Here is a 24,568-nt window from a genome sequence, read left to right on the forward strand (position 1 = left end):
CATGTGGCTTGTTCAACGCCTGCCCCAGGCGGGGTCCCGTATTGCCTGGCCGAAACACGTGGCCCGGTGGTTGCCCGCGCTGCCCGCGTTGCTGTTCCTCGCTGTGTTCTTCATCGTGCCGGTCGTCGAGATATTGCAAGGCGGCCTTTACGATGCCGACGGCGTGCTGTCCGTCGCGCAATTCGCGCGCATGACGCACTCGGCCGTCTATATCAAGGTACTCGGCTCGACCTTCTGGATTGCTTTCCTGACGGCCGCGTTGTCGGTGCTGCTGGGCTATCCGGTCGCGTATTTGCTGGCCCGCCTGTCGGCGCGCTCGCGTGAGCGCTGGCTGTTGTGGATCGTGCTGCCGTTCTGGACGAGCTATCTCGTCAAGACGTACGCCTGGATGTTGCTGCTCTCGAAGACGGGCCTGCTCACGACGCTCGCCACGCACCTCGGTCTGCTCGACAGCGCGGGCACGCTCGCGCCGTCGATGACGGGCGTGCTGATCGGCATGGTGCACGCGATGCTGCCGCTCGCCGTCATGACGATGCTGCCGATCATGCGCGGCATCAATATGCAGCTCGTGCAGGCGGCGCAAACGCTCGGCGCGGATCGCTCGACGGGCTTCTTCACCGTGTTTCTGCCGTTGTCCGGACCGGGTGCGGCGGCCGCCGGGTTGCTTGTCTTCATCACCAGTCTTGGCTTCTTTATCGTGCCCGCACTGCTTGGCTCGCCGCGTGAGTCGATGGTGGCACAACTGGTCATTTCGTCGGTGCTGGAGTTGTTCGACCTGCGGTTTGCGGGCGCACTGTCGACGGTCCTGCTGCTGTGCTCCATCGTCGTGTTCTTCGTGTACGACCGGGTGGTCGGCCTGTCGTCGCTGGCCGGAGAAGCGCCGGAACGACGCGCAGGGGCAGGCGGGCGCATGCTGCCTGTGCTGATGACCGTCGGACGTCTCGCGGGCAAGCTGTCGTTCTCGCAAGGCGGCGAGCGGGCGGGTGGCGGTCTGGGCCTGAAGGCCTATACGTGGGCGGTCGTGCTCGCGCTGGTGTTGCCCATTGCATTCGTCGTGCCGCTGGCGTTCACGAAGCAATCGTTCGTGTCGTTCCCGCCGGAGCTGTTCACCATCAAGTGGTTCGTGGCATTTCTTGAGTCGAGCGTCTGGCAGGCGGCGTTGTGGCGCTCGCTGGGCGTGGGCTTCGCGACGGCCGCGCTCGCGCTCGTGCTGGGCTTCGGCGCGAGTCTGGCGCTCGTCCGGTTGCCGTCGCGCTGGCGCAAGCCGCTGTTCGCCGTGTTCATCGCGCCGTTGATCGTGCCACGCATCGTCGTCGCCGTCGGCCTGCTGTATCTGTTTGCGCGGTGGGAACTGGCGGGCACCAATGCGGGGCTTGTCATCGGCCACACCGTGCTGGCAATTCCGTACGTGGTCGTCACCTTGTCGGCGAGCTTCAAGCGCTTCGACTGGCGACTCGACGACGCGGCCAAGATGCTCGGCGCGTCGGCCTTCACCCGCGTGCGCACCGTGCTGCTGCCGTTGCTCGCTGCAAGCCTCGGCTCGGCGTTCCTGTTCGCTTTCATCGTGTCGTTCGACGACCTGACGATTGCCATCTTCGTCTCCGGCGGGATCAACACCACGCTGCCCAAGCAGATGTGGGACGACATCCAACTGGCTGTCACGCCGACATTGGCCGCTGTCGCCACGTCGCTGGTCTTCCTGATGGTGTTCGTCGTCTGGTTGTCTTCTATCTTCAAACGCAAGAGCTACTGATACCCGCGGATTCTCGTATGTCCATGTCTAACGTTGCCCGAGTTGCGCCGGTGAGTGCGCAGACGTCTTCGGCGTCGGAATCGTCACACGCATCACCCATGTCGTCGCATCCTTATCTTCAGTACTTCCCGCAGCGGGCCGAGGGCGATTCGCTCGATGTCGTGCCGCTGCTCATGGCGGGGCTTCATCGGCGTGAGGGGGCTGAGAGGGCTTCAGCGAAGCCGGTCGTCGTGTTCGAGGGTGAGGCCATCGACCGTGCGCAGATGGCCGCGCGGGTCGGTGCGATGCAGGCGTGGTTTGCCGCGCAGGGACTCGTGCCGGGCGATCGCGTGGCGGTCATGCTGGGCAACAGTGCCGCGCAAGTCGCCCTGATCTATGCGCTCATGCTCTCGGGCCTCGTGTGGGTGCCGGTCAATACGCGCCTGAAAGGCGACGGCATCGAGTATCTGCTGGGGCACGCCAAACCGAAGTTGCTCATCTCAGAACCGTCGTTCGCCGACGTACTCGACGCTGGCGTCGCGCTGGCCGCCGGGCAGCCGGGACATCACGGCACACAGGTGGTGCGCTACTGGCTGTCGGACGTCATGGCGCAGGCCGCCGCGCATGCGGGGAAGGCACCGGTTGCGGCAGCCGTCACCCCGGCATCGGTGCTTTGCATCATCTACACGTCGGGGACGACTGGGGCGCCCAAGGGGGTCTTGTTCACGCATCGCATGATGCGTATTGCCAGCGAGGCAGCGTTGCGCGTGGCCGATGCAGGCGAGGGCGACCGCTTGTTCCTGTGGGAGCCGTTGTGCCACATTGGCGGCGCGCAAATGTTGTTGATCCCGTTTCTCGTGGATGTCGAGATGCACGTGGTCGAGCGCTTCTCGGCGAGCCGCTTCTGGCAGCAATGCGAGCAGTCGCAGGCTACGCATCTTCACTACCTTGGTGGCATTCTGGACATCCTCATGCAGTTGCCGCGCGACGCGCAACCGGCGACGAATTCCCTGCGTGTGGCATGGGGCGCGGGTGTCTCGGCCAGTGCCTGGCAGGCAACGCGCGAGCGTCTGGGTTGTGTGCTGCGCGAGTGTTACGGCATGACCGAGTGCTCAAGCTTCGCTACGCTCAACGACGCAGATCAACCCGGCTCCATCGGCCATGCGTTGCCGTGGTTGACGCTGGAATTGCTCGATGACGCGGGCCAGCCGGTGGCCGATGGGGAGCCTGGGGAGATTGTCCTGTCGAGCGATGTCGACGGTGTGTTCTTGCCGGGGTATCTCGATAATCCCGACGCCACGGCGAAAGCGTTGCGCGATGGCAAGCTCTACACGGGCGACAGCGCGCGCCGCAGTGCCGACGGCAGTCTGGTTTTCATCGGGCGTCGCACCGACAGCATGCGCGTGCGGGGCGAGAACGTTTCGGCATGGGAAATCGAGCGGGTATTTGCGCGGCATCCGGCGGTGGCGGCGTGTGCGGCGATTGGCGTGGCGAGCGAGATCGGCGAGCAGGACGTCATGCTGTACGTGCAGTTCCGCGAATCGGCCGTCGACTGGGTGGCGTTGTCGACCTGGGCGGCGGAGCGTCTCGCCAGCTATCAGCGGCCGCGCTACTATCGCGAGACCGCGCAGTTCGAGACGACGCCATCGGAGCGAATCCGTAAGCACTTGTTGTCGCGAGACACACAAGGCGCGTGGGAGTGGGTCGCAACGAAATGAGGCAGCACGTGCGTGAGGGTCGAACGTGGATCTAGAGTTATCGCATAAAGATAGAATGCTATTTTTATGCGATAATCCAGCCAAATCCGTCAAAACACCCATCTGACTGTGGCCACCACCAAAACCCCGCGCAGCCGCGCGAAAGACAAGACCGCCGTCACATCCGTCGCGGCAGAGACATCTTCGGCAGCCTCGTCGACGGAGTCTACGCTGTATGTCAATTCCGTCGAAAAAGCGATGAAGGTGCTCACCGCGTTCGATGGCTCGAAGCGTCATCTGTCTCTGTCCGAAATTGCGGCGGCGACCGGCCTCGACATCAGCGCCGCACAGCGTTTCACGTTCACGCTCTCGGCACTGGGTTATCTGCTCAAGGATCCGCAGAGCAAGAAGTACGAACTCTCGCCCAAGCTGCTGGACTTCACGTATCACTATCTCGTCTCGAACGAACTGGTCAGTCGCGCGGCACCCTATTTGCAGCAGTTGGCGGCGGAGACGGAGGAGGCGACCAATCTGACCGTGCGCCTCGATACGGACATCGTTTTCGTGTTGCGTATCGTCAGCCGGAGTGTGTTCAACGCCAATGTCATCGTCGGCTCGCGTCTGCCCGCGTACTGCACGGCACCGGGGCTGGCGATGCTCGCCACGCTCGACGACGCCGAGATCGACGATATTCTGGCGCGCACCAACCTCGTCCAGTTCACGCCGTCAACAGTGTCGCAGCCGCGCAAGATCAAGGAGCGGCTCGCCCGCATCCGCAAGCAGGGGTACGCCCACACCGAAGACGAGTTTTTCATGGGCGACATCTCGACGGCGGCGGCCGTCGTCAATCAGGATGGCCGGGCCATCGGCGCGATCAACATTGCTGTGCCGCGTGTGCGTTGGAATGCGGAGCGCGATGAACGCCGATTTGCCGATCTGGTGATTCAGACGGCAGGCGCATTGTCGGCGCGGCGGCGTCAGGAAATGTGAGAAAGGTAGTGTAAGGAAGGTTGAGACGTCGTTGTCTGGTGGGGCTGAGCGTCCCTTGCCGTCTCATTTTGACGTGCTAGAATCCCGCCGCATGGACATGGAGCAGTGCTGAATTCAGGGAATTCCGGCGTCGCGCGTCAAAAGACATAGCGGGCCCACGACCGAGTGGGCTTCAGGGAAGCGCGAGACACGCCAGCGACGACGGACACTCCTTAGAGAAACCGATGGCCGGACCGGGGCGGCCAGACGGTGCGCCGCATACGGCGCGCAAGCGGCTGCCGCGTTTTGCCATCTCCAAAATAACGAACCGCTGATCATTCAGTCAGGTTTTATCCCCCGTATTTCAAACTGCGCATGCGCCCGGGACGGTGATGACCGCCCGTCGGCCGTGCGTACGGGGGACGGAGCCATGGCTCTTGGTTTGTCGCTGCCGGCGTTAGACCTGCCGACGCTACAGTTTGTGACCTTCTTGTTGAGCATTGCGACAGGCATCCTGTTCATGCTCGACGCCTTACGCCGCGACGAAGCCGAATCGCCACGATGGTGGAGTCTGGCTTTTCTGCTCGCGACGTTCTCTCCCGTGCTTTATCTGTTGGCCTCCCGAAGTGCTCAGCTCGCGGTGCTCTATCCGCTGGGCAACGCCGTCGCCACGCTGGCGTTCGCCATGGTGTGGAGCGGTGCGCGGCGCTTTTACGGTCGAAGCGTCCAGTGGGTTGCGGTCTTTGGCGGCCCGGCAGTGCTGCTTTGGGGGACGTGGTTGTTCGCGCGCCCGCTCGACGCCTGGAGCGGCGGCGTGCTGTTCTTCTCATTGCTGGCGCTCTACAGCCTGATGGCGGCCAGGGAGTTCTGGCAGGCTTCGGGGCTGCGGCTGCCGAGCAGCATCGTGCTGGCGGTCGTCGCCGTGCTGCATGGATCGTTTTACACGGCGCGGGCCGTCGCGCTCGTATGGCTCGGTCCGACCGATTCGCAATTCCTCGCGTGGTTCGGACCGCAGGTCTCTACGACCGAGATGCTCGTGCTGATCGTCGTCGCCAGTTTTCTGATGGTGTCGCTGGGAAAGGAGCGCTCGGAAATTGCGCTGCACCGCGCGGCGACGCGCGATGGGTTAACGCAGGCATTCAACCGCCCTGAGTTCACTCGACTCGCACGTGAGCAGTTGCGACGTCATGGCGCTGCTCGTGCCCCCGTCGCATTGCTTCTCCTTGATCTGGATCACTTCAAACGCATCAATGACACGTACGGCCATCCGTTCGGCGACACGGTACTGCTGCTGTTCGCCCGCACGGCGTCGCAACAGCTTCGGGCAGACGATATCTTCGGACGCTACGGTGGCGAGGAGTTTGCGTTGTTCCTGCCGGGCGTGGGGGCCAACGAAGCGCAGACCATCGCAGAGCGCGTGCGTGAAGCGTTCGAGCGTTCGGCACGGATGGTGCAGGGCGAGACGGTCGCCGCAACCGTGAGTATCGGCATCGCGTGCGACGAACGCTCACGTGGTGAGCTGTCCTCGCTCGTGCAACGCGCGGATCGTGCGTTGTATCAGGCCAAGGCTGCCGGACGCAATCGTTGTGTGCGCTATACGCCGGAGACGGCCATGCCCGTCGTCGATCCGCGTGTCGACCGTACAGAGGTACCCGACGTAGCGACGCCACCTTTGCACGTCGCGGCTGGCGGCTGAGAACCGGTTCGCCGTGCTGGAGCGATAAGCACTGCGTGTTACCCGTGCTGCCGAACGTGCTCGCTCGCCCCTGCGGCGGTGCTTACCAGCTCCAGCGCAAGCCCAGTGTTGCCGACACGCTCTGCTGGCGGGTATCGTCGATTTGCGTGAGGTAAGCGAGCGTGGCGTACACGCTCGCGTGCTTGTTGAAGCGTCCGGCGACGCCGATGCCGAACTGTGCCGCCGTGGTGTTCGCGCTGCTGACGATCGGTGTGGTGCCGCCGAAGATGGCGCGGCCGTCGTTGCCGAACGTATGCAGCAGGTTGAACAGAAGGTAAGGTCGCAGCAATCCGCGTGCGCCGTCGTAATTGCCTTCCAGACGTGCGCCGATGCGCGCAAGCCAGCTATTGGTGTTGGCGAACGCCACCGACGAGACGGCGTCCGTCAGATCGTTGAGCGACTGATGCTGGTAGACGATCTGCGCCTGCGGTTCGAGCATGAGGCCGGGCGTTAGCCGAATCGGCCAGCCAGCTTCGAGCGACGCAGCCACCGCCTTGCCATGCGTGCTTGTGTTCATTCCGCTCACGGGCTTCGATTCATATTGGAGCGCAGAGCCGAGTACGACCGCGTCGACGTAGGCGAGGTTGGGCATCACATGGGTCCAGTACAGCCCCGCGCTGTACATATCCAGCCCCAGCGATCCGGTGTGCGTGTCCATCGACCCCAGTGCGCTGCCCTGCGTGTCGCCGTAGGCACGCGTCCATCCTGCAATGATCCCGATGTGGTCGTGATGCCCGCTGTCCGTGCTGCGCGAGAAGAGATCGTGGCCGACCTGCACGCCGCCGATGTTGCCGTCGAACTGTGGCGACACGTCGCCCTTGGCGCGGAACTGTTCGGTTTGTCCCCAGACGCGTGCCCAACCCGCCGGTAGTACACCGTTCTCCGTCAGCAAACCCTGTTGCCCCTGTCGCTCGTGAAACGTGCCCATCTGCGCAAAGCCCGCGACGCGTGCGATTTCCGGCATCGCCGAATAGACGGGGACTTCCACGCGATAGATGGGCATGGGCGTCGAACCTACGGCGGCCGTCGGTGGGCTGCCCGCTGCGCCGACAGGCGAGAGCACTGTGGTGACGGTCTGGCCGGTGACCGGGTCGACGTAGGTCACGGCGGTGGCCACCGGCACTGTCGAGCGCAGGAACCAGCTGTTTTCCGAGCCGGGGGTCGTACCCCCGCGATACAGGTAGTAGGTGTATGCCCCCTGGCTGACCGTGCCGCCGAGGGCGAACGCACTGGCGCTCGACGTCGCGCCGCCCACGGCGTTGACCATCGGAATGCCGTTACCGGTTGTGAGTCCGCCCGCACCGCCCATATTGTTGACGGCAATCGTCGTGCTGCCGCCGATGGTGCCGCCGCTAACCGTCAGCGGAGCGACTTTGGACGCGTCGTCGCCCAGCACCGTATCGATGGCGAGCTTGCCGCCGCTACCGGTGTAGTTGCCGGTAACGGTCAGCGTGCCATTTCCGCTGCCGTCGCCCGGGTGCACGGTCCCGGCGTTGGTCAGGTTGCCCGTGAGCGTCCCCGTACCTGCGAGTGTGGCCCCTGCGGCGACTTGAGACGTCGCTCCGCCGAGCGTGCTGTTCAGATTGAACACGCCGCTTTGAAACTGCGCGGTCGTGAAGTTGCCGCTTCCGGTCCACGTCCAATTGTCGCCCTGCATGTTGAGCGTGCCGAAGTTCACGAAGGCGTTGCTCGCCGTACCCGTGCCCTGCAAGTTGACGCGACTGACCGCACTGTTGCCACCATCCGCCGTGCCGATAATCTGCGAACCGGTTTGCAGCGTGAGGGTATTGGATTTCGCCGCCGCGTTCATGGCGATGGCGGTACCGACATCGCTCTCGATGAGGCCTGCGTTGGTGATCGTGATCGTGCCATTGACCGTGCGAACGCCGAAGCCTTGCCGACTGATGATCTGGCCGCCCGACTGGTTCACGATGGACGACGTGAATCCCGATGCGGTGTTCGACACGATGGCGTCGCTGTTGACGCCGCGCGCTTCGATGTAGCCGCTGTTCGTGAGGTTATTGTTGTTGCCTTGCATGAAGACGGTGAATGACCGGTTCGACGCCGTGCCGCCCGTGGTGATAAGCGTGCCACTGTTCGTCACGGTACTTTGTCCGCCTACGACGCTGATCGCGCGGCTGCCGCCGCCATTGGCGGTGATCGTGCCAGTGTTGACGAAGGTGCTGTTCAGGCCGAGGCCGGACGATTGTCCCCAGGCCGCTGTCATGCCGTAGGCGTTCGGGCCATTGACGGTAATCGTCCCGTTGTTGGTCAGCGAACCATTGTTGCCGTTGACGGCCATGCCGTCGTTTTCGTAGCCCGATGTCGAAATGATGCCGGTCGATGTGTTGACCAGCACATTGTTGTCGTGTGCACCGAGAATGGCAGCGCCGCGCCCGGGCTGAGGAGCGTTGGCCCCGGTGATGCTGACGGTGCCGCTGTTGGTGATCGTGCTCGATGTATCGACTGTGATGGTGGCGACGTCGGCGGTAGTCCGAACCGAACTGATGCTGGCCCCTTGCTGTACGTTCACGTTGACGCCTGTGCTGCCAGCTTGCGCGGCAACCACGCCGTCGGTGCCCGTGCAGGTCACGGTTGTGCCACTGGCGGGGGCGACGTTATCGCATGCGGCACGCGCCTGAGCGGTGATGCATAGCGCCAGCGCGATAATGAGGGGCTTCAGAGGCAGGGGTGGCGACTGGCACGGCGCATGCCGGACGAACTCAACTGCACGTGGCGAGATTGTCATATCGCACTCCTGAGGGTGACGAGTTTTTATTTCATCGTGCGCAATTCGAGTGAGTTCAAATTAGGTGTTCCGCTCGACAATTACAAATGTCGGCGTTGTATTTTGGTGAGTTGTAATAAGTTGTTACCGTTATCTCGATTTTCTAAAGGTTATTGAGTCGATCAGCGTATGCCATCCTCTATTCGTAATTCGCTTCTCTGGATTTTCGACGTGTTCGAACGTGACGACACCTTCATGCACAAGCGGATGTTCGGTGCGGAAGCGGCGTATCTGAACGGGCGGCAATGCGTTGCCGTGATCGACCGGGATCCACCGTGGGATGGGCTTCTGGTGTGCACGTCGCGTGAACACCATGCGTCGCTCATTGAGGAGATGCCGGCGTTGCGCCCGCATCCGGTTCTGGGGAAATGGCTTTATATCCCGCAATCGGAAATTGAATTCGAGGCGGTTGTCGAGCGCGTGACGAAATTGGTGCTTGCCGGAGATTCACGTATTGGCATTGAGCCAAAACCCAGGAAACCACGTAAATCCGTAAAGAAGCGCGCGTCGTCTCTATAAACGATTTATTGATAACTCGCGCGCTTCGGTATTGCCGATATCGCTTTAGTCGGCAGCGACGTGAACCATCTCTTCGGTTTCGCCGGGTGCCTTTTTCTTCATGCGGATGAACAGCAATAGCGGCATGACGATAATCGTCAGGAACAGCATGAGACGGAAATCGTCGAGGTAAGCAATCATCGCCGCCTGACGTGTCACCTCCGCGTTGAGCGCGGCCATCGCGGCGGCCCCGTACGTCTGCACGTAAGTCTCGACGCCTTGTGTGAATGGCGTAATGCGCTCGGAAAGTACCGCGTGGTTGACCTGCGTATTCTGCGTGAGGAGTGTCTGCACGACCGAAATGCCGATACTGCTGCCGATGTTGCGAGACAGACTGTAGATTGCGGCACCGTCCGCACGGAATTGGCCCGGAAGCGTGGCGAACGTGACGGTAGTCAGCGGCACGAACACGAAACCCAGCCCAAAGCCCTGAATCACGCCCGGCCAGACGATGTCCGACGGACTCAGCGTCAGCGAGTAGCCGGCCATCATGTGGAGCGAATAGGCGGTCAGCGCGAAGCCGAAACCCAGCAGGTAGCGGACGTCGACCTTGCCGACCAGTCGCCCGACGATCAGCATGGCGGCCATCGTGCCCGCGCCGGAAGGTGCCGTGACGAGCCCGGTCAGGATCGCGGGGTAGCCGAACAGGCTTTGCAGCATCGGCGGGAGTAGGGCCCGCGTGGCATAGAGAATGATGCCGACCACGAAAATATAGACGACGCCCGTATTGAAATTCCGGTCGCGCAGCAGTGCACGGTTGAAGAACGAATGTTCGCCCGCCGTCCATGTATGGACGATGAAGTACGCGAAGCAGATGATTGCGCCCAGCATCTCCAGCCAGATTTCCGTCGAATTCAGCCAGTCCTGCTGTTCGCCGCGGTCGAGCAGGAGCTGCAGCAGACCGATGGCAAGACCCAGTGTGACGAAGCCCAGCGCATCGAACTTGCCCGCTTTCTGTTCCGGCGGTTCCTTCAGATAAGCGGCGATGCCGAGGAAGGCAATCAGCCCGATGGGCAGGTTGATGTAGAACACCCAGCGCCAGTTATAGCTGTCGGTGAGCCAGCCGCCGAGCGATGGTCCGAGAATCGGGCCCACCATCACACCCATCCCGAAGACGGCCATCGCCGAGCCGTGCTTGCTCGGCGGGTTGATATCGAGCATGGTCGCCTGCGAGAGCGGCACCAATGCTGCGCCGCAGATACCCTGGAACAGACGCGCTGCCACAATCTCCGTGAGCGAGTGCGCCATGCCGCACAGCGCAGAGGCGATGGTGAAGCCTGCGACCGACCACAGGAAGACGCGTCGGCGTCCAAAGCGCGCGCACAGCGTGCCGGTGAGCGGCGTGGCGATGGCGGCGGCCACGATATAGGACGTCAGAACCCACGTGATCGAGTCCTGCGATGCCGCCAGACTGCCTTGCATGTGGGGCAATGCAACGTTGGCGATGGTGCTGTCGAGCGTCTGCAACACCGTTGCCAGCATGACGGACACGCTGACGAGCGCCCGGTGTTTGCCCGGATCGTCAGCCAATTTTGGGGATGCCACGGTAATTCCTCTGGTAGATCGTCGTTCTGGTCGCGCCCGACGTTGTTATGTGTCGCTAAGCGCTGGAATGGCGCTCGTCTCCTCCTGTTGCCGTGTTCTCCGATCTTTACTCCGCTCTTTACTCCGTTGGCTCCGGATCTGCCTCCTCACGTCGACGCACCGGCACCGGGCATTCCGCCTCGGCGCGCGTCAGATTGGCCAGCACTTTGCCGAGCAGTCGGGATAGTTCGGCGCGCTCCGCTGGCGTGAGATCGGCCAGCGCCTCACGTTCCGTGACGTTCGCGAAGGCGACGATCGTGTCGATCTTGGCTTCGGAGGCGTCCGTCAGATAGAGCAGATGGGCGCGTTTGTCCTTCGGATCACGTTCGCGGCGCACCAGCCCCTTTTCCCGTAGACGATCCAGCAGGCGGACGAGCGCCATCGGCGTGAGTTCCATGCGCTCGGCGAGTTCGGCCTGCGTCTGCACGCCGTAGCGGTGCAACATCACCAGGACGCGGCATTGGGCGCGTGTCAGATCGAAATTACCCCGCGCGCGGCGGTCGAACAGGCGCGAGTAGACCCGTGCCGTGTCGTGCACCAGCGTGCCGAACCGGGAAGACCAGTCGATTTTCGGCATGTCTTGGAATGTCGTGGTCGATCACCGGACCAGCGTTGAACGGAACAGTTGCACGTCGCGTCGGTTCGGCAAATTAGTAAACAGGTTTAGCATTTTGCCAGAGTCTTTCTTCGGACGGCAACTGTCGCAAATAGGTGACAAAGGGATGGGAAGGAAGGGGCGGGGACGTCGCGGTTTTGGGCGTTTCATACGGCGCGACGGGGGTTCCCGGGCGGTTGGCACGACGAACCGACGGGCGGGCGTAGCCGTGCCGTCAAACTGTGAAAAACCTAACGAAAATAAGCACTTGACACTTCGCCTCGGCGGGTCAAGAAAGGAATTGTGCGATGCACCGGCGCTAACGCCCGTGCACGGCACCCGCCCTTTCATTGACCTTAAGGAGTGTCAATCATGTTTGACCTTGCACAAGTTTCGGATGTCCTCTCGATTTCCCATGCAGACCGGCCGGCTGGAAACCTCCGTCCTGCGTCATCACCCGCAGTTGCCCGGGCCTCGGCGTCAGCCACGTCCGGCGTTGGTGCGCTGCGCGAAGAACGTCTGCCGTTTGTCGTCACCATCGCGAGCGACGAATCGTCTTTGCGCGACGCCGTTGCAATGCGTCAGGCGGCCTATGGCCGTCATTTGCCCGAGCTTGCGGCAACGCTGAGCGAGCCGGAGATCAGCGACCGGGAGGCGGGCGCCGTTGTGCTGGTGGCGCGCGCCCGGCTCGACGGTGCGGTGCTCGGCACGATGCGGATCCAGACCAATCGTTATCAGGCCTTGCATCTTGAGGATTCCGCACCGTTGCCCGAATGGCTCGACAGCGCAGCGCTTGCGGAAGCCACGCGTCTTGGCGTGGTGGCGGGGCCAGTGGGACGCGTCGTCAAGACGGCGCTTTTCAAGGCGTTCTATCAGTACTGCCTGGTCTCGGGCATCGACTGGATGGTGATTACGGCCCGCCCGCCGCTGCATCGGCAGTACGAAGCGCTGATGTTTACGGACGTCTTCCCGTCACAGGGTCTGATCCCGATGGCGCACGTCGGCGGAATCGGGCATCGGGTGCTGGCGCTGGATGTGGCGCAGGCACGCACGCGCTGGCAATCGGCCGGTCACCCTTTGTTTGCCTATATGTGCCTCACCCATCACCCCGACTTGCGTCTCGGCATGCCGAGCGAAGGGGCGCTTGCGGAGGTACGGAGCGGCGACGGGTCAGTGTCGGTTGAAGCCAGTGTTGGCGCGCATTTGCGGGATTTATCTTTTGCTGCCGACGAGGTACGATGCGTAGCAGCAGGCTACAGCCTGGCGGTGTAATGCCGTTATTCGAAATAACGTTATCCCGTCGTTTGCAACAGGCAGTATTTTGCACGACGGCGGTAACGCGTAGGACGGGCGAGAGACACCTGCCCGTGTCGGCCGGAAGGCGGCCGCACGGGACAGGGCCGGCCCGGCCGGGGAGGCGGGCTTCGATGCTCGCCTTATCCGGGGATCAACACGGGGGCGACCAACGAGATAAGGGCACAAAAGTCATATGGCGGGGGAACTCGGCAACGAGCGCGACGACGGCCGTAATTCGAACGATTTTTCCGATGAGTTGAGCGAACTCACCGGCACGCGGCGCCGTTGGCGCATCACGGCCCGGCTCGACGAACTCTTTCGCAGCATTTCCCTTTACGCGGTGCCCGCAGCGATCATGCTGCTCTCCGGCATCGTGCTCATGTTCCAGGAAAGTCAGTACGCCGTGCGCGGCGCCACCCCGGTGAGCTTTCAGGCGCAGGGTGATCTTCCTGCGACGTTCAATCCGCCGATGGCACAGGGAGCGCTGGAGCGCGCGCCGCTGGTCCAGCAATTCAGCACGCATCTGTCCGAAGCGCCCGTGTGGTTCCGCTTCTCGGTGCCGCCGGTGGGCGGGCAGGAGCGAACCGTCATCGAGTTTCCCTCGCGACACGCGCAGACGCTTGCCTGCTGGCGAAGCCCCGACACGCCGGCCATCGGCCGCGCCGACCGGGGTGATGTCAGCGGCGCGATTCGCGTGTCGAAGGCGGGCTTCTCGATCGACCTCGGACATCTGGTCGAGCCGGTCACGTTGCTGTGCCAGGGCACGTTCTCCGGCCCGGCGCATCTGTCGCTCGTCGCCTGGCCCGGGCCTGAGTTACGCATCTCCGAGAGGGAATTTCATCGCAGCAACGGTTTGCTCGAAGGCGGTCTGCTGACGCTCTCGGCGTTCGTGCTCGTCACCGCCATCATCAACAAGGAATGGTTGTATGTGCTGTTCGCCGCCTGGCTGATCGGCAACCTGCGACTCGCCGCCAACTCGCTCGGCGCAGACACGCAGTGGCTGGAGCGCGCCATTCCGATGGAATGGGACGCACTGGTCCGCAAGGCGACGTTCGCCATCTATTACGTGCTGACCTATTCGCTGTTCACGCAGCTATTCAAGAAGGAACTGCGCCTGATCGGCTTGCGCTGGATGGTGATGGTGTTGCAATGGGCCGGCGTGGTGCTGTGCTGCGCCGCCATCGCGTTGCCGTATGCGCACTTCATTCCGGTGCTGTGGGCCGTGGCGGCCTTGGGCATCGTGATCGTGCTGGTGCTGCTCGTGCGCATTCTGGTGCTCACGCGCTCTCGCGTGGCGGTCTGGTACAGCGCATCGCTGGCCATCGTTCTGTTCGCGACATTCTCCGAGGTCATCGCCGCCGCCTTCAATGCGCGCGCGTTGTCGTCGGCGCTCAACAGCGTGACGGCGGCGTTGTTCTCGAGCCTGATGGCCGCGTTGGCGATTGCGGAGCAGATGCGTCTGGAGCACAAGGGCAAACTCGAAGCCCAGACCGAATTGCGCAACGCCTACGACGTGACGCCGGTCGGCCTCTTCACGCTGAACGATCAGGGGGTGTTCGTCCGGGGCAACGCGGCGCTGCACACCATGCTCGGCATTCCCAACACTGAGGGACGCACGTTCCGCTGGGACCAGTATTTCGGTCAGAGCACATGGCGCATGCTGCTCGACGTTGCTCAGCACAGCGACGAGTCCGAGCTCGAAATCCTCTCGCTGCCTCGCGACGACGGGCGCATCAGCCGTTACCTCGTCAAAGCGATTTTCTCCGACGGACGTATCGAAGGGTCTTTGCAGGACATTACGGAACGCGCCCGCACGATGGAGCAACTGCGTTATCTGGCGGAGAACGACCCGCTCACGGGCGTCTCGAACCGGCGTGGCATCGAAAAATCGCTGGGCGAAGCCATCCGCACGCTCTCGGATTCGCGTCCGGCGGCGCTGGCGTATCTCGATCTGGATCGCTTCAAACTCGTCAACGACCTGTTCGGGCATGCCGCGGGTGACGAGGTGCTGCGTCAGGCCTGCGACCGGATGCGCGCGCGGTTGTCGACGGAACAGAGCGTGGGACGCACCGGTGGCGACGAGTTCATCGTGGTCTTCCGCGACGCCACCATCAAGGAAGCAGCGGCGGTGGCGCGACGCCTGGTGGACGCTATCGCCGGAGAGCCGTATCAGATCGGCGAGCGGGCGTTTCAGGTACGCGCGTCGGCCGGTGTCATCGAGCTGACGACCGACATGCGTGTGCCCGACGCGATTTCGTCCGCCGACCGGGCCTGCCGTGAGGCAAAGAAGAGCCGTCGCGAACTGGTCGTCTACGAACGCGGGGCAGCGGCGTTCCGGGAGCGTCTGGCGGAGTTGCGTCTGATCGACGCGCTCGACGCTGGTCTCACGCCCAACACGTTGTTCCTGGAAATGCAGCCGATCATGGAGATGGCGTCGCCGGGCGACTCGCTGAACTTCGAGGTGCTGCTACGCATGCGCGATTCGGACGGCAATATCGTGCCGGCGTCGCGCATCATCAGTGCTGCCGAAGAGAACGGCACGATCGGCATGATCGACAAATGGGTGCTCACGAATACGTTGGCGTGGATCGATGCGCATCGGGATCAGTTGTCCAAGACACGCTTCGTTTGCGTCAACCTCTCGGGGGCGTCGCTCAACGACGAGCATTTCGTGCGGGATATCTTTGCGACGCTGGCCGCGCATGAGCGTTCGGTGGGACTGCTGTGCATCGAAATCACCGAGACGGTCGCGTTGCACGATCTCGACAACACGCGACGCTTCGTCGACCGCATCCACCAGTTGGGCGGGCGCATCGCGCTGGACGACTTCGGCGCGGGCTTCAGTTCGTTTTCCTATCTTAAGGACCTCGCGGTCGACGCGATCAAGATCGACGGCGCGTTCGTCAAGAGCATGGCGGCGCACCCGGCCAATCTGGCTATTGTCGAGGCCATCGTGGCGCTCGCCAAGAACCTCGGTATCCGCAGCGTGGCGGAGTGGGTCGAAGACGCCGCAACGCTGGAAGCGCTCTCCGAGCTTGGCGTCGACTACGTGCAGGGCTTTCTCATTGCCCGGCCGCAAACGCCTGAAGCGATCCTCGCCGCCGACTCGGCCGCAAGCTTTATTCGCGATCCGCAACTGGCGACTTTGCTCGGCGAACTGGAGCAGTCTTTCTATCGCTCCCAGGGTAACCGCTCGGCGCTGCACTGATCGGTTCGATGAAAGCCGGGCCATTCGCGAGCGCGCGAGTGGCCCGCCAATGCCTTCCACATTCCCCGCATAGACGCTTACGGACGACGCATTAATCGTCGAATGGCATTGCGTATTGTCTGCATTTTTCGCAATGCTCTATTTCTCTGCAAATTTCCTTTCCTTCCCTGTTTTGTCACATCCAATCCAACGAAAACCCTCATAAATAGGGGATTTCGCTGTCAAGTACGTCGTTCGAAAACGACGCGCAAAGGTAACCCGACGTAAGATTTCCAACTGGAATAAATCTTGTCCGCCATTAAGTTCGAATGGCAGAATTTGCGCATCGACGTGATGGAGTCAGGTCTCCATGCCATCGTGAGCTATACCGCGAGACAGGGGAGTCGCGGGGTTGCAGTCGGCTCACAGGTGCTCGGCAATCGATCGACACGCGATATGAACGGGGTTAGGACCGTACCACTGTGAGGTGAGCGCGGCGCAACCAGAACACCTAACCAGAACAACGACAATGCTTTCGACATTCCTCAAACTTGCCTACCGCTTCAGCCATTCGGCGAAGTGGCGGCACAACGAACGCCTGTGGCCGCACGCGCAGATTGCGCGAGATGCGATGGGGGCGATCGAACGATTCACCTGGCGCGGACGCAACGTGCCGCTCGCGCGTCGTGCCGAGCTGCAACGCCTGCGCCGACTGCCTTGCCACATCATCGCCAGCGGTCCTTCCGTCGCCGACATCGACTACGACGCGCTGCCGATGCATCACGTGATGGGCGTAAACGGGGCCATTGCGCTGACCGAGCGCGCACCGGTCAAATTCAACTACTACTGCATTCTCGACGCCGGCTTCGTGCGCCAGCGTCCCGATCTGGCGCGCCGTATCGTGGCGCGCGATCTGGTGCTGTTCGTCACGCCGGTCGTGCTTGCCCGCTTGCTGGACATGTTCCCGATGTCCGCCTTCGGCTGCCGCTTCTATCTCGTCGACGATATTTTCAAGCGCGGGCTTGAAGCGGCCCGCACGACGCAGACGCTGCGCGCAGACGCGCAGGTCTCGGCCAGTGCGGCGTTCTTCGGGGACGAGAGCCGGCTGGGTTTCAGCTTCGATATCGACAACGGCTTTTTCCACGGCGGCACGGTCGCGTACTTTGCGCTGCAAGTCGCAACATGGCTGGGTTTCACCGAGATGTACATGCACGGGTTGGACCTGCGCGACGCCGCAGCGACCCCGCGCTTTTACGAGACGATGCAAACCCGTGCGCCGACGCGTCTGGACGCCGAGTTCTCAACGTTGATCGAGCCGTCGTTCCGCCTGGCTGCCAACGTATTGCGTGCACGTGGCGTGCGCGTCGAGAACCTCTCTAGTACGAGCGCACTGGGCGAGGACATTTTCGCCAAGGTCGACTGGCGTTCGCTGCGTCGCCGGAATCTGAGTCTGGTCGTACCCGACGAGGCGCTGCCGGTCGCAACGCTCGACAGCGTGGCGGCCGATGGCGCGCCGTCCCTGCGTCCGACGGGAACGCACGGTCACGCCTGATTCACGTCTGATTCACGTCTGAGTGTGCCGGACACATCATGCGCGCGACGCGGCACACGCCACGCCATGGCACGCATGATGCGCAAAAGTCCGTGCGCAGGGCCGCCGCGCGGTGGCCTACCTGCTACAATCGCTCTCCGGGTTTTCCTGAAGCAATGAGCGATTATGGGGTTTGGCTGGTTCGGACTGTCGACGTTTTGGTTGCTGGCACTGTGCTGGCCTGGCGTACGGGGTCTGCTTGGCGGTGAGATACGAATCTTCGGCCCCGGCACGCTCCGTATGCTGCTTGGCGTTCCGCTGGCGATGGTGTCCAGCGCCACGCTGGCTGCGCTGACGGGCGGTGACAGCAACACCGCCGGTGGCAGCATCGGCCAGTCGCTCTCCCACGGTTTGAGTGTCGCGCTCGGCGGCACGCTGGCCATGGGCCTCTCCGGTTTCGTCCTCCTCTTTTCTCTCCCGCTTGTGTTCGGCACCACTTGGTGGGGCATGTTCTCGCGTCGCCCATCGGCCGACGACGAGGACGATGCACCTGCGTTCGAGCCGCGCGATGCACGGGAATCCCGCGAATCCCGCGAATCCCGTTTCGACACCGGCGTGCGTGAGCCGGTCCGTGGTCTGTCCCAGATGTCGTTCGACACGGGGGATCGTGGCGAGCGCGGCAGTTACACGCCGACGGTCGGACAAGGTCACCACAACGTCGGCAGTCTGATCGAAGAGCCGGTGCCGCGTCGTCGCGGCCTGGCGGCGCAACCGCGCTGGAAGCTGTCTGACGAAGAGCGTGCGCGTCTGGATGCCATGCAACCTCCGCCGCTGACCACGCGCGGTGCGCCGCGCGCCGAGCCGTCGTTTGGCGCGAGTGCGGCGACGCGTCCGGCAGGGAAGGGGACTTCGGTCGGACGCACAACGCCGGTGGTTGCGGCGGCAGTGGGTGCTGCCGGTGCGGTCGCGTCATCGGGTAGCGCTGCTGCTGCGACCACGCGAACCGTCCTGCCGCGTGGTGCATATGCCGCAAAACTGAGCCGTGGCGAAGCGCTGCGGACGACGGAATTCGTGCGTGCCGAGCCGGGCCTGACACCTCGCGAGCCGCGACCGGCCGCGTCGTCGCAGTCGCCGGTCGTGCAGCGCGCGGCCTCGGTATCGACGAACGCAATCCCCGCGCCGAATACCGCTTCGCACGCCGAACCGCCGGATCCCACATCGATGCCGGGCGCGACCGGCTATCGTCGCCCTGTGGGCATGGCCCCGGCGCACTTGCGCGGCACGGTCGTGCACAGTCCGTTCCGCAAGCCGCAGCTGGGTCTCGAAGATATTCCGCCGCGTGGCGCACCGCCGCGTGCGCAAGCACCGACATCGCAGACGGCTTCTGTGGCTGGCGAAGAGGCCTCGACGCAGAGTGCAACGAATGCCGCTGCGTCGGCACTTTCCGCACCTGCCGCACCTGCCGCTCCTGCATCGCAAGCAACGCCGGTCATGCGTGGTGCGGCCTCGTGGTCGGCTGCGGATGCCGCTGTCCCGCTGGCGTCCGACATTGCCGAGTTTTCGCCCATCGACTGGTCGGTCAACGACGTCGTGGAACCGTTCGCCGAGCCGGCGCCCGAAGGCCCGAGCCCTGAGGCGCTGGCCGGACAGGAAGCTGCGCGAGCAGCTGCGAGCGCGGCCGAGCAGGCAAGGATCGACGCGATGATTGCGCTGCGTCAGGAAGCGGAGGCATTGTTGCGCGACCTGCGAGACTGGGCGTCGCCCGTGTCGTCAGACGTCAGTGGTGCGCCGACATTGGCGCAACCGTCCGAAGCGGTCGCTGTAGATACGCACGACCTCATCCCGACGCCGCTCGATAGCAATGTCGACATCGTGGTCCCCGAGATTCCTGCACCGACGACGTCACCCGAGATCGTCGTGGCTGAGCCGCTAATGCCGCCGCCCGTTGCGCCGCTCACGCCTGCGGAAGTCCTTAATTTACCGCCGCTGATGCAAATTCGGCAGCCGGTCGCTGCGGCATCCGGCGCAGCGATGCCCTTCGCTGTACCGCCGCGTCCGTTTGTCTTCGCCGACGTGCTGGCGAGCGTTGAAGCGTATGACGCTACCGTCACGGCACCCGCAACGCAAACCGTCACCGCAGAAACCGCTGTCGCGTCGGCGGAGATTGCCGCCAAAGCATCGGATGAAGACGATGCACTTCCGCCTTTCGACGTTTCGGGTGCCACCGATGTTGTCGACGTTGCTGACGTTCCTGCTCCTGCGTTTGCGCCGTTCGTCCATGAAGCAGCGTCGACATTGGCCGACGGGGCGGAGACTTTCGAAGTCTCCGAGCGCGTCGTCCCAATGGACATCGACGAAGGTCTTGAGCCTTCCGCTAAGCCGCATTACGTTCTGCGCGCCGATGGCACGTGGGCGAGGGCGGACGGGTTGCCGCTGACGTCGGACGACGATACGACATCGCTCGCACAGCCCACGCCCGAACACCTGCCGCCCGTCACGCCGGTAATCCCCGCGATCCCGTCGTTCGGTGCCACATCCGTGGCACCGTCAGCACCCTTCGGTGCAGCGCCTTCCGCTGCGTCGCAAACGGCAAGCTTCACCGCAGACACGCCTTACGAGCTACCGCCGCCGCGTGTTGCCATCGACTACGATCTGCCTGCGCTGGACCTGCTGGCACCGGCCACGGCCAGCGACCATGCCAACGTCGTTTCGGACGAGGCGCTTGCCGCAGTAAGCCAACTGATCGAGCAGCGCCTTGCCGAATTCAAGGTGCCGGTGACGGTCGTCGGCGCATCTGCCGGTCCGGTCATCACGCGCTTCGAAGTGGAGCCAGCCGTCGGTGTGCGCGGCGCGCAGGTCGTCGGTCTCATGAAGGATCTGGCGCGCGCGCTGGGCGTCACGTCCATCCGCGTGGTCGAGACGATTCCCGGCAAGACGTGCATGGGGCTTGAGTTGCCGAATGCACAGCGTCAGATGATCCGCCTTTCGGAAATTCTGAACGCGCCGGTCTTCGATGCGCATCGCTCGCGCCTCGCGCTGGCGATGGGCAAGGACATCACGGGCGAGCCGATCGTGGCCGATCTGGCACGTGCGCCGCACTTGCTCGTGGCCGGTACGACGGGCTCGGGCAAATCGGTGGCGGTGAATGCCATGATCCTGTCGCTGCTCTACAAAGCGACGCCGGACGACGTTCGCCTCATCATGATCGATCCGAAGATGCTGGAACTGTCCGTCTACGGCGGCATTCCGCATCTGCTTGCCCCGGTCGTCACCGACATGAAGCAAGCTGCCCATGCGCTGAATTGGTGCGTTGGGGAAATGGAGAAGCGCTACCGCCTGATGTCGGCGCTCGGCGTGCGTAATCTGGCGGGCTACAACGACAAGATCGATGCTGCGCGTGCCGCTGGCGAGAAGGTCAGCAACCCGTTTTCGCTGACGCCGGACGCTCCCGAGCCGCTGGACCGTTTGCCGTTCATCGTCGTAGTCATCGACGAACTGGCGGATCTGATGATGGTGGCGGGCAAGAAGATCGAAGAACTGATCGCGCGTCTGGCCCAGAAGGCGCGTGCTGCCGGTATCCACCTGATTCTGGCGACGCAGCGCCCGTCAGTCGACGTCATCACGGGTCTCATCAAGGCGAACATTCCTACGCGGGTTGCCTTCCAGGTATCGTCGAAAATCGACTCGCGTACGATCCTCGATCAAATGGGGGCAGAGTCGTTGCTGGGGCAGGGCGACATGCTGTTCCTGCCGCCGGGTACAGGGTATCCGCAGCGCGTGCACGGCGCGTTCGTCGCCGACGACGAGGTGCACCGCGTGGTGCAGCACTGGCAGCAGTACGGCGAGCCGGACTACGACGAGGCCATCCTCGCGGGCGATCCGGCCGATGCGGCGTCCGCCGATCTGTTCGGCGACACGACGGGGGACGTCGAAGCCGACCCGCTGTACGACGAGGCTGCGGCCTTCGTGCTGAATTCGCGGCGCGCGTCGATTTCCGCCGTGCAGCGGCAATTGCGCATCGGGTACAACCGGGCGGCGCGTCTGATCGAGCAGATGGAAGCGGCCGGACTCGTCACGCCGATGGGGCGCAACGGCACGCGCGAAGTGGTCGCGCCGGGCGAATAGCGCGTCTGGCGCGCAGATCGCTCGTCGCTTGCGCGCTGAATAATCGCTTTCGCTTACAACTCCCTTACGACCCGTCATACGAGTCGAACTCTTTGGCACTCCGTGCCGTTCTCCTGACACGCGCCGTACATGGGCGCGTGACACAAAACCCCTTGGAAACCCGCGCCAAATGGCGATAACGGGGCGCAAACCCGCGTCCCCGTAGGGGTATTCCCGCCTTTGCGGGCGAAACTCAGCGATCACATAATCGGCGCGCTAGGTTGGTCGTTCGACGCGTGCTTGACGGTATCGCCCTGATACGAATTACAAGGACCGGGGCGGTGCGACGGGGGGGAGACATCCCGGGATTCGCGCATCCACGGCAGGGCCTGCGACACCAAGGAAATCGCAGCAAAAAAGCGTCATATCGAAACGCATCGCACCGAAGGAGACCCTTATGCAATTCCGATTCAAGCTCATGGCTGGCGCTGTCGCGTTCGCCCTGTCCGCCTCGATGGCCATCGCGGCCGATCCGATCAAGATCGGCGTGTCCGGCCCGTTCACCGGCGGCTCGTCGTCGATGGGCGTTTCCATGCGCGACGGCGTGCGTCTCGCCGCTGCGGAGATCAACAAGTCGGGCGGTGTGCTCGGCCGTCAGATCCAGCTCGTCGAGCGCGACGAGGAAGCCAAGAACGAGCGCGGCGTGCAAGTCGCTCAGGAACTGATCAACAAGGAAAAGGTGGTGGCCACCGTCGGGTTCATCAATACCGGCGTGGCGCTCGCGTCGCAGCGCTTCTATCAGGACGCCAAAATTCCGGTGTTCAACAACGTGGCCACGGGCACGGTCATTACCGACCAGTTCAAACCGCCTCAGTACCCGGACAACTACGTCTTCCGCAACTCGGCCAAGGACAGCATTCAGGCGCCGATGATCGTGGAAGAAGCCATTACGCGTCGCGGCTTCAAGAAACCCGCGATTCTCGCCGACTCGACCAACTACGGTCAGCTCGGTCGTGAAGACCTCGAAAAAGCGCTCAAGGCCAAGGGCATCACGCCGGTGGCCGTCGAGAAGTTCAACATCAAGGACGTCGACATGACGGCCCAGTTGCTCAAGGCCAAGCAGGCTGGCGCCGACGTGATCCTCACGTACGGTATCGGCCCGGAACTGGCACAGATCGCCAACGGCATGGGCAAGCTCGGCTGGAAGCTGCCGATCGTCGGTAGCTGGACGCTCGCGATGGCGAACTACATCGACAACTCGGGCGCGAACGGCGAAGGGGCACGCATGCCGCAGACGTTCATTCAGGAACCCAACACGCCCAAGCGCAAAGCCTTCATCGACGGCTATCTGGCCATGTTCAAGCCGAAGAACAACCGCATCGACTCGGCGGTGTCGGCTGCGCAAGGCTACGACTCGATCTACCTGCTGGCGGCGGCCATGAAGCAGGCCAATAGCACGGACGGCCCGAAGGTGCGCGCAGCACTGGAAGACCTGAAGACGCCGGTCGAAGGCGTGGTCACGACGTACGATCGCCCGTTCACGCATGACGATCACGACGCCATCACGGCCAACATTCCGGTGTTCGGCGAAGTGAAGGGCGGTCGTGTCGTGTATGCCTACGACAGCGACCTGAAGGCGGGCAGCAAGGTCCGCGAGAAGGCGGGCACGACGGCCTCCAAGTAAGCCGCACCTCTGCCTGGGCTGCCGTTGCAGCCATGACGGGTGAACGACGGCGCGCGTTGCCTCTCACGCCTGCGCCCCGAGCCATCGGCTTCGGGGCCTCCGGGCGAGGCGCGCGTGCCGTCTTCACGCAACTGTCGCCTGCCGCCGGCACTCGGGACCGGTGCGCGGCACAAGTACCGAATGCCTCCCGAGCATCGCTCGTAGGCTCGCACTCGCGAGAGAGGACCGCATGACCATCCTGATTCAACTCATCTACAGCGGTATCGCGCTGGGGATGATCTACGCCGTGATCGCCTTCGGTTACCAACTGACGTTTGCGACGTCCGGCACCCTGAACTTCGGCCAGGGCGAAGCGCTGATGCTCGGCGCACTGGTCGGCCTGACGCTCGTCGACACCCTCGGGCTGAACTACTGGCTGATGATTCCCATCGTCTGCCTGTTCGGTCTCCTGCAAGGCGCGTTCGTCGAACGCATCGGTGTGAAACCCGCCTTGCGGATCAAGTCGGAATTCGGCTGGATCATGTCCACGATTGCGCTGGGCATCATCTTCAAGAACGTTGCGGAAAACCTCTGGGGCCGTGACGACCTCAAATTTCCGTCGCCGCTGCCCGAAGCCCCGATCAGTCTGTTAGGCGCGAACGTGCTGCCGATGGAGCTGCTCGTGGTCGTGGGCGCGCTGCTCATGATGGCCGCTGTCGAGTTCTTCAACCGTCGCTCGATCTACGGCAAGGCCGTGGTGGCCACCGCGAACGATCGCGACGCCGCAGGGCTCATGGGTATCAACACCAGTCTGGTGATTACGTTCTCGTACGCGCTGTCGTCGATGGCCGCAGCGTTTGCCGGTGTGCTGGTCGCACCGCTCACGCTGACTGGCGCCACGATGGGTGCCGTGCTTGGCCTCAAGGCATTCGCCGTGGCGATCATCGGCGGTCTGTCGAGCGGCATGGGGGTACTCGTTGGCGGCGTGATCCTCGGTGTGGCCGAAACCACGACTGCGTTCTACATCTCGACCGGCTACAAAGATGTGCCGGGTCTCGTACTGCTGCTGCTCGTGCTGGCTGTGAAGCCGGCAGGCCTGTTCGGCAAGACCGCCATCAAGAAGGTGTAA

14 protein-coding genes are annotated in these 24,568 nt (G+C 63.3%); 11 read left to right on the forward strand and 3 right to left on the reverse strand.

Going from position 1 to position 24,568, the window contains the following annotated elements; all coding sequences use genetic code 11:
- The first annotated feature begins 1 nt into the window (after window position 1).
- From PCO31010_RS00305 to PCO31010_RS00320, 4 genes are all read left to right on the forward strand, one after another.
- Window positions 2-1,753: an ABC transporter permease subunit gene (locus PCO31010_RS00305; RefSeq protein WP_150662482.1), complete on the forward strand. Its 1,752-nt coding sequence runs from the start codon at window positions 2-4 to the stop codon at window positions 1,751-1,753.
- 98 nt (window positions 1,754-1,851) lie between these two features.
- The gene (locus PCO31010_RS00310; RefSeq protein WP_246184365.1) at window positions 1,852-3,450 is read left to right on the forward strand and encodes an AMP-binding protein; all 1,599 of its coding nucleotides are present in this window, start codon (window positions 1,852-1,854) and stop codon (window positions 3,448-3,450) included.
- Window positions 3,451-3,558: 108 nt separating this feature from the next.
- Window positions 3,559-4,419 carry an IclR family transcriptional regulator gene (locus PCO31010_RS00315; RefSeq protein WP_425494992.1) on the forward strand — a complete coding sequence of 287 codons (861 nt, stop codon included), beginning with the start codon at window positions 3,559-3,561 and terminating at the stop codon, window positions 4,417-4,419.
- 409 nt (window positions 4,420-4,828) lie between these two features.
- A complete protein-coding gene (locus tag PCO31010_RS00320) occupies window positions 4,829-6,094 on the forward strand; it encodes a GGDEF domain-containing protein (protein WP_150662484.1) in 1,266 nt (421 codons plus the stop codon).
- An 82-nt stretch (window positions 6,095-6,176) separates the two neighbouring features.
- Here PCO31010_RS00320 and PCO31010_RS00325 read toward each other — a convergent pair whose 3' ends face one another.
- Window positions 6,177-8,882 carry an autotransporter family protein gene (locus PCO31010_RS00325; RefSeq protein WP_150662485.1) on the reverse strand — a complete coding sequence of 902 codons (2,706 nt, stop codon included), beginning with the start codon at window positions 8,880-8,882 and terminating at the stop codon, window positions 6,177-6,179.
- A gap of 168 nt (window positions 8,883-9,050) precedes the next feature.
- On the opposite strand from PCO31010_RS00325, the gene PCO31010_RS00330 reads away from it, so the two are divergent.
- A complete protein-coding gene (locus PCO31010_RS00330; protein WP_150662486.1) occupies window positions 9,051-9,440 on the forward strand; it encodes a hypothetical protein in 390 nt (129 codons plus the stop codon).
- Window positions 9,441-9,485: 45 nt separating this feature from the next.
- Here the strand turns inward: PCO31010_RS00330 and PCO31010_RS00335 are convergent, their stop codons facing one another.
- Window positions 9,486-11,030: an MDR family MFS transporter gene (locus tag PCO31010_RS00335; RefSeq protein ID WP_150662487.1), complete on the reverse strand. Its 1,545-nt coding sequence runs from the start codon at window positions 11,028-11,030 to the stop codon at window positions 9,486-9,488.
- Window positions 11,031-11,142: 112 nt separating this feature from the next.
- Window positions 11,143-11,640, reverse strand: coding sequence for a MarR family winged helix-turn-helix transcriptional regulator (locus PCO31010_RS00340; RefSeq protein ID WP_150662488.1), 498 nt, complete (start codon window positions 11,638-11,640; stop codon window positions 11,143-11,145).
- Window positions 11,641-12,030: 390 nt separating this feature from the next.
- Between PCO31010_RS00340 and PCO31010_RS00345 the strand changes: the two genes are divergently transcribed.
- The 6 genes from PCO31010_RS00345 (at window position 12,031) to PCO31010_RS00370 (ending at window position 24,568) form a co-directional block, all read left to right on the forward strand.
- Entirely contained in the window at window positions 12,031-12,930 is a 900-nt protein-coding gene (locus tag PCO31010_RS00345; RefSeq protein ID WP_174984125.1) for a hypothetical protein, read from the forward strand.
- Between the two features lie 217 nt (window positions 12,931-13,147).
- Window positions 13,148-16,162 carry a putative bifunctional diguanylate cyclase/phosphodiesterase gene (locus PCO31010_RS00350; RefSeq protein ID WP_150662489.1) on the forward strand — a complete coding sequence of 1,005 codons (3,015 nt, stop codon included), beginning with the start codon at window positions 13,148-13,150 and terminating at the stop codon, window positions 16,160-16,162.
- Between the two features lie 508 nt (window positions 16,163-16,670).
- Window positions 16,671-17,693, forward strand: coding sequence for a hypothetical protein (locus PCO31010_RS00355; protein WP_150662490.1), 1,023 nt, complete (start codon window positions 16,671-16,673; stop codon window positions 17,691-17,693).
- 279 nt (window positions 17,694-17,972) lie between these two features.
- Window positions 17,973-21,797 (forward strand): FtsK/SpoIIIE family DNA translocase, encoded by a 3,825-nt coding sequence (locus PCO31010_RS00360; RefSeq protein ID WP_246184366.1) that lies wholly within the window; start codon window positions 17,973-17,975, stop codon window positions 21,795-21,797.
- A 436-nt stretch (window positions 21,798-22,233) separates the two neighbouring features.
- Complete coding sequence (locus PCO31010_RS00365) at window positions 22,234-23,460, forward strand: ABC transporter substrate-binding protein (protein ID WP_150662492.1); 1,227 nt, start codon at window positions 22,234-22,236, stop codon at window positions 23,458-23,460.
- 229 nt (window positions 23,461-23,689) lie between these two features.
- Complete coding sequence (locus PCO31010_RS00370; protein ID WP_150662493.1) at window positions 23,690-24,568, forward strand: branched-chain amino acid ABC transporter permease; 879 nt, start codon at window positions 23,690-23,692, stop codon at window positions 24,566-24,568.

This window comes from Pandoraea commovens (assembly GCF_902459615.1).
GTDB classification, from domain to species: Bacteria; Pseudomonadota; Gammaproteobacteria; order Burkholderiales; family Burkholderiaceae; genus Pandoraea; species Pandoraea commovens.